An 11,248-nucleotide genomic window follows, 5' to 3' on the forward strand; every position below is an offset into this window, starting at 1 on the left:
GGCGAAGAAGTAAAAAGAAATTGATTAACTTTCCCATATAATTAACCTTGACGGAATTGTTCAATAATTCAACCATAATAATCTTCCCAAAACGTTTAAAACACTTTAAATCACTTCTTTCATTCACTAGTTAAATGGGATGATCATTTTCAAACAGGGCTTCAAATATGTGACATAATCTATATTATGAACCACTAGCTTGCTGAATCCTCTTGCTAAAAGTACCATAATCTCCAAAAAAATCATCATTTCAATAAGTTAATATTCAAATAAAATTAATTGTTTCAACTTAATGCAACAATTTAGTAAAAAATAATCAAATATGATTGCAATTAACCAATGAATAAGTAATATAAAAAAAACATAGGGAAATTATTTAAAGGACACGAGGTCTATCATGCGCTATATATTACCAGCAGATGCGTTAACCAATATCAATTTCTTGCGTGTTGACTATCAAAAAGAACGAAACGTTGATTTGGATAAATCTCCCTCAATGTTTGGTACTCCAATTATTTTTGGCGGAACAGATGTTGTTGCCAGGGATGCTCAAACTAAATTCATTAAAAAAATGATGGTCGTGTTTGCAGCTAATCTACTCAAAGAAGAACAGATAACGACCTCTGAACAAGCAGAAGCCAGTTTAACCGCTTCCAGAGTGATTATTGCTGCCTGCCAATATGTTCAGAGCCAAATTTCTAAACCTAAAAAAAACTCAGTATTATATGGATTAATAAATAAGGATTTAGGCATCACTGAAGAAAATTATCTTGATGATGAGGATAAAAATATCTGTAATCTGGCAGCCAATCGATTGATTAACTCATCGATAATGGCCATCGAAGATGCAAATAAAGCACTGAGAATAGCAGATATGGAACCATTCTCAGAAGTAGAATGGGAACAATTTTCCAAATACCTGGCTGATGCAGCTAAAAACGCAACCATAGAAAATCCTTACGCTAATTACCCTATTACTTCCATCACCAAACCCATGTTTGGTGCCGCTTTTGCCTATACTGGTGCAACAATAGGATTCCTGGGTGGCGGAATGGTAAGTGAGTCTACAAAGATAATGTCGACCAAAGTTCAAATGACGGCACTTATTGGCAGCACTTTATTAATGCTTGGTCCAGCAGGCCCGATGGGAGTCGCTCTATTCTCTCAAGTAATTGCAGGAAAATTAATTACCTCTTTTTGCAGTATCAGTTTAGGACATATTCTTGGAACAGCGATGGGCATTTTAGGACAAGGGGTCGGAATGGGTATTGGTTTACCATTAGATGCCGCCTATCGCTTGATTTGGAAAACGTGTTCGATAATAGGCACTTATTATACTGACAGCCAAAATCCTGCAACAGGCATTCGTATTAAAGACGGTATGAGAATGATTGGAGGAATAGAGATCAAAGCAACGTCAGAACTTGAGTTGGCCGAACTGGCTAGTAATTTTGAACTGGCGAAAGTTGAATTTAAAGATAATAGTATCTTCATTGCGGGTAAGGAAATTACAGGTGATGAGGCTAAGGCTCTCACCCAATTAAAATTGCAGTTGGAACCTTATACCAAGGAATTGGCATCAGTTGTAGCGGTTGATCAAACCGAATTATCCTTGTAAAAATGAGGAGGGCCAACAAAGCCATTCCATTACTGCAAATTTCGAGAAAGAACAAATGTCGAGCCCATAGCTCGACAACAGTATTCATTCAACTGCCTCAAGATTAAGTGTCGGCACAAAAGGTTTACCTACTAATTATCAGTATCGCATTACTACTTGCTCTTCCCCCAGCACATTAATGAGCAATCCAATCAACTCATCTGTAGGAGTTACATGCCATTGTTGCGCTAAGCTTAAATGAGCTCTAGCATGCTCATTTGCGTAAGAAAACTGAACCACACAACGGCCGGTATGCGCTTTTAAGAGAGATTGCAAAGAAGGAAGGACAGACTGGCTGGCCTGATTTAACTTTAGTTCCATACAACGGGCAAATCGAGTACGTGCAGCAGGAATATTATAAAGCTGGATGGCCGTCATTTTCACGCCCCCATTATAATCATCATTAGCAACCTCGCCCTCGATTACCAACATATTTCCAGATGCTAAAGGTTCATTAAAAAGATCAAAGACTTCACCAAAAACAACGACATCCATTCGAGTAGTAGAATCATCCATACCAATAATTACTAATTTTTTGCCACGTTTGGTAATGATTTTTCGCACCGCCGTAACCTGAGCACAGATATTTGCTTTTTTATGCATGGAAGGGTTTAATTGACTGATGGGCACAATAAAATCACCAAATTCGCGTCGGTATTGATCTGCAGGATGTCCCGTCAGATAAAAACCAAGAACCTCACGCTCACCATCCAAACGTTGGGCTTCAGACCAAGGTTTGGCAGGAATATAATCCTGCTCATTTGCATCATCTTCCAACAGAGAAAATAAATCAAATTGCCCGCTGGATTGATTTTGATGTTCCTTTTCTGCAACCTTTAGCGCTTTTTCCAAAGAGGCAGTTAATACCGCCCGTTCAATTGCCCAATCATCAAAACCACCACTTTTAATCAACGCCTCCAATACCCGACGATTTACTTTGCGTAAATCCAATCGTTGGCAGAAACTGAATAAGTCACTGTAAGTACCCTGATGAGCTCGCTCCTCAGTAATACAATCAATGGCATTCTCCCCCACCCCTTTAATGGCGCCAAGTCCATAAATAATGGTTGAATCATCACTAACGGTGAATGGATACATGGAACTGTTTATTGATGGCGGCAGTACTTTTAATTTCATATGAGCACATTCATCGATAAAAGTAACAACTTTATCTGTATTATCCATATCAGATGACATTACCGCCGCCATAAAGGCAGCTGGATAATGGGCTTTTAACCATGCTGTTTGATAAGCAACCAAAGCATAAGCAGCAGAATGCGACTTATTAAAACCATAACCCGCAAATTTTTCCATCAAATCGAAAATATGAGTCGCAACTTGTCCCTCTACTCCTCTCGCAGTTGCCCCTTTGGTAAATATTTCACGTTGTTTGGCCATTTCCTCTGGTTTTTTCTTACCCATTGCTCGACGTAACATATCCGCAGCACCCAAGGTATAACTTGCCAACACCTGTGCAATCTGCATTACCTGCTCTTGGTATAAGATAACCCCATAAGTCGGTTTAAGAATGGGTTCCAGATCAGGATGCGGATAATCAACAACTGCTCGTCCGTGTTTTCGATCGATGAAGTCATCCACCATTCCTGATTGAAGTGGACCAGGCCTGAATAAAGCAACCAAAGCGATGATTTCTTCAAAACAGTCCGGCTGCAGTCTGTTAATCAATTCCTTCATACCACGTGATTCAAGCTGGAATACTGCGGTGGTTTTACATGCTTTTAATAAATCAAAAGTAGTCGCATCGTCAGTTGGAATTTGGCTGATATCTATGGCTTCTAACCCAGCCTTCTCACGTTGTTTGTTTACTGTAGCCAAAGCCCAGTCAATAATGGTTAAGGTACGTAAACCCAGAAAGTCAAACTTGACTAAACCCGCAGCCTCCACATCGTCTTTATCGAATTGACTCACAATTTGCGTGGAGCCTTCTTCACAATAAATGGCGGTAAAATCAGTGAGCAAAGAAGGTGCAATAACTACCCCTCCTGCGTGTTTTCCTGCATTACGGGTAATACCTTCCAGTTTTAAAGCAAGATCGATAAGTTCTTTTACTTCCTCTTCTTCATCATATCGACGTTGCAGTTCAGGCTCTTGTTCCATTGCCTTACTGAGCGTAATTCCAATCTCAAAAGGAATCAATTTGGCTAATTTGTCAACGAAGCCATAAGGATGACCAAATACACGTCCCACATCCCGGATAACCGCCTTCGCAGCCATAGTACCGAAAGTGATGATTTGTGATACGCTTTGTCTGCCGTATTTTTCAGCAACATACTCAATGACCCTATCTCGGCCTTCCATACAAAAATCGATATCAAAGTCAGGCATGGATACCCGTTCCGGGTTCAAAAAACGCTCAAACAGCAGCTCGTATTCTAACGGATCCAGATCTGTAATTTTCAAGGCATACGCAACAAGAGAACCAGCTCCAGAGCCTCTTCCTGGGCCAACAGGTACACCATTTTGTTTGGCCCATTGAATAAAATCAGCAACAATTAAGAAATAACCCGGGAATCCCATATTATTAATTACGGTTAATTCTATCTGCAGACGTTCATCATAGGCACCTCGGGCGGCCTCTAATTCTTCTTTTGATTTGTTCTTAAATAATTGCTCAAGCCTTTCTTCCAGGCCAATTTCAGATAAATGAGATAAATATTCTTCGACAGTTGAACCATCTGGTATCGGGAAATTGGGAAGATAATTATTCCCCAGATTTAGTTTAACATTGCATCGTTTGCTGATTTCGATGGTATTAGTAATAGCACTTGGCAAATCGGCAAATAATGCTTCCATCTCTTCAGATGAACGTAAATACTGTTGAGGACTGTATTGCTGTACACGTCTTGGATCTGCCAGAGTATAGCCTTCACGAATACACACTCTTGCTTCGTGCGCATCATAATCTTCTTTATTAAGAAAACGAACATCATTAGTAGCCACAATTGGTAATTGCAGTTTCTCGGCTAAAGCAATCACCCGTTCATTGTATAACTCTTCATCCACTCTGCCCGTACGTTGTATCTCAAGATAAAAACGATTAGGGAACAATGCACTCCAGTGTAGCGCACGTTCAGTAGCAAGCGCTTCATCATTAGCCAGCAATGCTTGTCCTATGTCGCCGAACTTTGCTCCTGACAAGGCAATCAAACCCTCGGAATATTCGTCTATCCATTGCAACTGAACTCTGGGTTGACCTTGATATTGACCTTCCTGATATGCTTTTGATACCAAACAGGTCAGATTTTTATATCCTTCAGCATTAAGGCAGAGCAAGACTAAAGAAGAAGTAACTTCGGGTATTAGAGGATCATGACAAGGTAAATCCCCTCCAATGATTGGTTTTATTCCAGAATCAACCCCATTTTTAAAATGCTTTACAGCAGCAAACAAATTGCAATAATCAGTTACGGCGACAGCACACATGCCTCTTGAAGGCAGAGATTTCATTAGTGGTTTGACCCGAACAAGGCCATCAACTAATGAATATTCTGTGTGGACACGTAAATGAACAAAACGTTGTTGCATGGGTGGATAAACTCAATAAGCACAATAAAAGGAACTTTAACCCAACTAGCGGGATCGAATCCACTAAGAAGTTCGATTTTTTAAATACAATAGCAATTAAACTAAGGATTGATGCGGATCAAAGGCATCTCGTACTGCATCAGCAAATAAATTAATGGACAGAACCAACAAAAACATAAAAAGAAATGCAGCACTAATGGGCCACCAGACCACGGGATCGCGAGCTAATTCTAGGCGTGCACCATTGATCATATTTCCCCAGCTAATCGTCATTGGCGAAACGCCTACCCCTACATAGGACAATACGGCTTCAGCCATTACCAGAAAACTGAAATCCAGCACTAAAGTAATAACGACTATATGCATTACATTAGGCAGCAAATGCTTATGAATAATGGTAAACCAATTACTGCCCAACGCTCTGGCAGCAACAACATAATCCACCTCTCGTAACTTCAGAGTTTCAGCTCGAAGCAAACGACATAAACTGGTCCAGCTGGTAACCCCCAGAATCAAACATAAAGCTAATAATCGTGCATCAGCACTTTTGGCCAAGGTGGGAAATTGCTCCGGATGGCTGGCAATATAAGTTTGTAATGATAATACTGAAGCGGTTATTAACAACACGCCTGGAATAGAACTTAACGTGGTATAAATATACTGAATAATATCATCCACCACCCCGCCAAAATATCCTGCGACTATTCCCAGAAATAAAGCCAGCGGAAGCATAAATAAGGTAGTAAGCAAACCAATAATCAAACCAGTGCGAATACTCTTCACGGCAAAATAAAAAATATCCTGTCCAATCTGCCCTGTTCCAAAAACATGAAAACTACGAGATAACCAGTAACTGAGAAGAACAAAAAAAGTCAGGATGCCAACGGTTAATAACACACTAACTGCTCTTAGGCTTAATTGATACAAACGCGGTGAATGAGCAAAGAATTTAATACCCAGTCTCAACAACCAGCAACCTAAAGTCACAAGAATACTATAAATAAAAGCCCATTTAATCGCCGAACGAATCAAATCCACTCTATCAGATTCAGTCTTTATAGAACTGGGAGGATAATTCAGACGAGGATAAACCTGTTTGGCTATACCATCAACCAATTCGGTTTCGGTAACAAACATCGTTAAAGACATAGGGGCTGAGTAGGTTTTTTCATAAGTGCTGCCTATTGGAGCTAGAATTTTATCCAGTAGTGACTCCGCGACCTCTGAATCATTTTGAGTTGTTTTGAAATGAATTGAATCCAACACACCAATGGTCAAAAATAACAATAAAACGATTCCCGCACTTAGTGCTATTGGCCTATGCAAAATCATTGAGAACGATAATCGGATATGTTGTTTACGCAAGCTAAATAATATAAGAACGAATCCAGCTGTCAGCAGAGTTAAAAAACAGATGTCCGTCCACAAAAATTCAAAACTCATGGTTCACTCTTAAGTAGGGCAAGTCGAATAACAACAGTAGTTGATTTCATGATAATCGAACTCGCGGATCCACTAACATATAGGAAAAGTCCGTCATGACTAATCCTACTATATAAAGTATGGAGCCTAGAAATACCATGGCTCGTACTATTGCAAAATCCTGCTGCTGAATCGCATCAATGATATAACTGCCCAAACCAGGTACGCCAAAAAAAGATTCCAAGACCAAACTGCCCATAAATAATGAAGGGATAATAACAACAACCCCGGTCAATATGGGTAACATAGTATTTTTCAAAACATGCTTAAACAACACTTGTTGCTCCGATAGTCCTTTAGCCTTGGCAGTTTTGACATAATCTTTATGAATTTCTTCCAGAAACAAGGTTCGATACCAACGAGCGCCAGCTCCTAATTGCCCAAGGACTGCGACAATGACTGGTAAAATAATAAATTTTAACGCTTCAAACCCGCCATCATAACCAGAGATGGGAACCAGTCGTAATATTTTACCAAACAGGTATTGACCACCGATAATATAAAACAAACTTGAAATAGACATTAAAATAATACAGATAACAACGCCCGTTAAATCCAGATAAGAAGTACGGAAAAAAGCCATTCCCATGGCAAAGACAATATTAATAAAAATACCCAGAAATAAAATGGGAACTGCTATTGCGAGACTTGGCCACATTCTATAGGTAATATCATGACTGATGTCGCGACCAGAATCAGACACACCAAAATTAAAGGTAAACAGCATTAATGATTTCTGAAAAAACAAAGTCTCTTTCAATCGATTAAATCCCTGTTCCTCTGGATTATAAAACAGAGGTAAATCATAACCATGAGCTTCTTTCCAATCATCGACGGCACTTTGTTCCACATGCTTGTTGCCTAAATGCATACGCGCAATATCATCAGGAGTATTAACCATAAAAAACAAAACAAAGGTTAATAAATTTATTCCAAATAAAATTGGAATCGCGTAAAGCACTCTACGTAACAAATACATTAGCATTATGGATTAAACCTCTTCGCCGGTTGCTTTTCTTTTTTTCGATAGGCCCATAAAAGGGGGAGTGTTAAAACCAGTAAAAGCAAAAAGATCATAATTAACGGCCAAAAAACCGGTTGGTTCCAAGCATTGCGTAATTTATTCCGTTCAGCAGTATTAACTGACGTATACTTTAAAGTTCCAAGAGCAATTGCATTAGGTTTTGCATTGGCAACCCAACTTTGGGATAAAATAAAATCTTCAGGATGCATTCCCCAAAGCCATGGGGCATCACGTCGCACTATTTCGATCATTCTATCAATATATTTTTGTCGATATTCATCATTACTTCGATTTTTCATCAGATCAAATAATCGATCAAACTCAGGATTAGAATAATTTGATGCATTCTCTCCTCCATATAATACCTTTCCATTTTTACTGTACAATTGGAACAGAAAATTTTCAGGATCGGGATAATCTGCATTCCAGCCCCAACTGTATATTTGTGCATTACCAATACGCATTTTTTCCTGAAAACGATTATATAACGTGGCACGGATATTCAAATCAATTCCAATACTAGCAAATTGCTTACGCATCCAATCCAATATTGATTTATCCTCAGGGCCCCCCTTGCTGGTCACATCATAATGCAAAATCAACGCCTTTCCCGTTTTAGGATCAATACCACCAGGATAGCCGGCTTCTTTCATTAATTTAATTGCATAAGATAAATCACGTCGTTGCTGTCCATTATTCACCCATTCATAAACATGAGGATTAATTCCTTCTTTATCCTCTTTGTATCCATAGATTCCTGGTGGAATTGGGCCTTGTGCAGCAATGCCACGCCCATTATAAAAAATAGCAATGTATTCATCGTAATTTACTGCGATAGAAATTGCCTGTCTTAATTTTCGTGCTCTCTCACTCTTACCCCCAACTACATTGTCCAGCATGTTAAATCCCATGTAATAAATATAAGGTTCCTGTGTTTGCGTTAAATGCAGTTTTTTATCGACCATTTCCTGGCTTAAAATGGCCTCACCGAATCGGTTAATATGAATTGCTTGATCAAAGCTATCTGCACTCACCCCGGAGATATCATAATAGCCTTGTATAAATTTATTCCATCGTGGAATAGACTCTTTCTCCAGAGTGTAAACAGCCTTATCAATTAAAGGTAATTTCTTACCAATATTGGTTGTATATCCCTCTCTTCTATCACTTTCTGTTGCATCAACAGGGAAATACATTTCTCTAAAATTAGGATTCTTATCCAAAACCATTTGTCGGTTAGGATTATTTTGAGTCAACATAAACGGACCAGTACCTACAGGATACCACCCAAAAGTTAAATTTTTATCATCCATTCCTTTCTGGGAATAAAACAAATCAGCCTCCCAGGGAATGGGGGCAAAAAATGGCATAGCCAGCCAGAAGTGAAACTGGGGATACTGCCCCTTCAAAGTTAGCTCAAAAGTATAATCATCAATTTTTTTCATGCCCGATAAAGGATAAAGTCTCAAATCAGTAAACTGCGCATCGGCTAAAGAGACTTTAGGAACAGTTTTGGCAAACTCTTTAAAGCCTTCTATGTATTGTCCCATTAATCCGTAAATTGGCGAGTTAACTGCCGGATTGGCCATTCGTTTGATTTGATACATATAATCATCAATAACTAACTCTCTGGTACCGGTGTATTTAAAATCAGATAATTGACTAATATCATGATCATCCAGATAATCTTCCGCTAAATGATGGTATCGATACTCCCCTTTTTCATTCTTGGCAAACGCAGGATGAGGTTGATATAAAATTCCTTTTTTTATCTGAATCGTATAAACAGTATAAGCTGGCTTAATATTTTCTCCCGGTGCCAGTGGATTTTTTTGCTCATCAAGATACCTAATCTGAGGCAATTGTGTTGTTGTGAGAGGAATTAATTGATACGGTCTTAAAAAATAATCATATTCCAAAAGCGGTTCATAGATTTGAGCAATAAACACATACTCATTGGATGAATATGATTTTGCTGGATCGAGTGTCTTGGGCTGTTCAGTGAAAGAAGAATAATAGATATTCTGATTTGCCTCACTGTCTGGATAAGGATTATTTAACACCCAGGAATTAGCGTTCGCAAAGCCAGAGCCTAAATGCATTAAAATCAGAAACATCAGCGATAAGGCAAGTCGGCGCACCCAATGTCCCTGTGCTAAATATAATAGAGTCTTTATGGAGTATATCCTTATATTAAACGTGTTGGTGAGCGTCATTTTTATATCTTGGCCAACATCTCTATCCATTGCTCTTCATCAAGAACACTTACTCCTAACTCATTCGCTTTTGCCAATTTAGATCCCGCCTCACTTCCGGCAATAACATAATCTGTTTTCGCAGAAACACTGCCACTTACTTTAGAGCCTAGCGCTAATAGCTTCGCTTTTGCTTCTTCACGCCCCATATTCATCAAGGTACCAGTAAGCACTACTGTTTTTCCAAAAAACGGATTTTCCTGATTGATTTGTTTTTTCTCGACTACAGGCCAGTGAATACCCAATGCTAACAGACGGTCAATAACTTCAAGATTATGTGACTGAGCAAAGAAATGAACGACATAAGATGCACCAACAGGCCCAATATCATTCAGCATTATCAAGTCCTCTATAGTAGCAGATTTTATTGCCTCAATATCTCTAAAATGCTCGGCTAAGACTCGGGCGCTGGATTCACCTATTTCTCGAATTCCTAAAGCATAAATAAATCGGTTAAAGGTCGTGGCCTTGCTGTGCTCCAGAGCCTGTAACAGATTCTGCGCAGATTTCTCTCCCATTCGAGGTAGATTAGCCAAAGTTTGCAGATCAAGCTCATAAAGATCAGCCAGATGGCGGACCAAACCTTCGTCAACTAATTGTTCAATTAAAACACTTCCCATACCTTCTATATACATTGCTTTACGCGAAGCAAAATGCAACATCATTCGTTTTAATTGTGCTTTACAAAATAAACCACCGATACAACGAGCAATAGCCTCGCCTTCTTCACGTACAACATCTGATCCACAAACAGGGCAATGTGCCGGTAGCTGTATGGTTTCAGTGAGTTCCGGGCGTTTGTCTAAAACGACGGATACTACTTCAGGTATCACATCTCCTGCCCGCCGAATAATAACCGTATCACCAATCCGAATGTCCTTGCGGATGATTTCATCCAGATTATGTAAGGTAGCATTGCTAACCGTAACTCCTCCCACACTTACCGGTTCAAGGCGCGCAACAGGGGTTAACGCTCCCGTTCTTCCTACCTGAAAATCAACAGATAATAATCGGGTCATTTCTTCAGAAGCGGGGAACTTATGCGCACAAGCAAACCGAGGAGCACGTGATACAAAACCTAATTGCTGTTGTAAGGGAATGCTATCAATTTTGTAAACAACCCCATCGATTTCAAAAGGAAGCTCATCTCTTTTAGCCTGCATCTTTTGGTAATAATCAAGGCAGCCCTCTAAACCTGTTTCCTTTTTTGTCTCAGGAGATACTCTAAATCCCCAATCCTTAAGCAGTTGTAATTGCTCCCAATGAGTGGCGGGTAATTTATAG

General features: G+C 39.4%; 6 protein-coding genes. 1 reads left to right on the top strand and 5 read right to left on the bottom strand.

Features of this window, described 5'->3' with window-relative positions; genetic code table 11:
• Window positions 1-397 precede the first annotated feature (397 nt).
• Window positions 398-1,618 (top strand): type IV secretion protein Dot, encoded by a 1,221-nt coding sequence (locus Q0495_RS09970; protein ID WP_298625605.1) that lies wholly within the window; start codon window positions 398-400, stop codon window positions 1,616-1,618.
• Window positions 1,619-1,756: 138 nt separating this feature from the next.
• Here the strand turns inward: Q0495_RS09970 and dnaE are convergent, their stop codons facing one another.
• From dnaE to ligA, 5 genes are all read right to left on the bottom strand, one after another.
• Entirely contained in the window at window positions 1,757-5,203 is a 3,447-nt protein-coding gene (dnaE, locus tag Q0495_RS09975; RefSeq protein WP_298625608.1) for a DNA polymerase III subunit alpha, read from the bottom strand.
• 96 nt (window positions 5,204-5,299) lie between these two features.
• Window positions 5,300-6,646 carry an ABC transporter permease gene (locus tag Q0495_RS09980; RefSeq protein WP_298625611.1) on the bottom strand — a complete coding sequence of 449 codons (1,347 nt, stop codon included), beginning with the start codon at window positions 6,644-6,646 and terminating at the stop codon, window positions 5,300-5,302.
• Window positions 6,647-6,692: 46 nt separating this feature from the next.
• The gene (locus tag Q0495_RS09985; protein ID WP_298625614.1) at window positions 6,693-7,670 is read right to left on the bottom strand and encodes an ABC transporter permease; all 978 of its coding nucleotides are present in this window, start codon (window positions 7,668-7,670) and stop codon (window positions 6,693-6,695) included.
• A complete protein-coding gene (locus tag Q0495_RS09990) occupies window positions 7,670-9,826 on the bottom strand; it encodes an ABC transporter substrate-binding protein (RefSeq protein WP_298625619.1) in 2,157 nt (718 codons plus the stop codon). Before Q0495_RS09990 ends, Q0495_RS09985 begins: the two co-directional genes overlap by 1 nt.
• A 101-nt stretch (window positions 9,827-9,927) precedes the next feature.
• A partial coding sequence (ligA, locus tag Q0495_RS09995; RefSeq protein WP_298625616.1) for an NAD-dependent DNA ligase LigA occupies window positions 9,928-11,248 on the bottom strand: 1,321 nt, incomplete at its 5' end.

The organism is uncultured Legionella sp. (assembly GCF_937871865.1).
GTDB lineage: Bacteria > Pseudomonadota > Gammaproteobacteria > Legionellales > Legionellaceae > Legionella.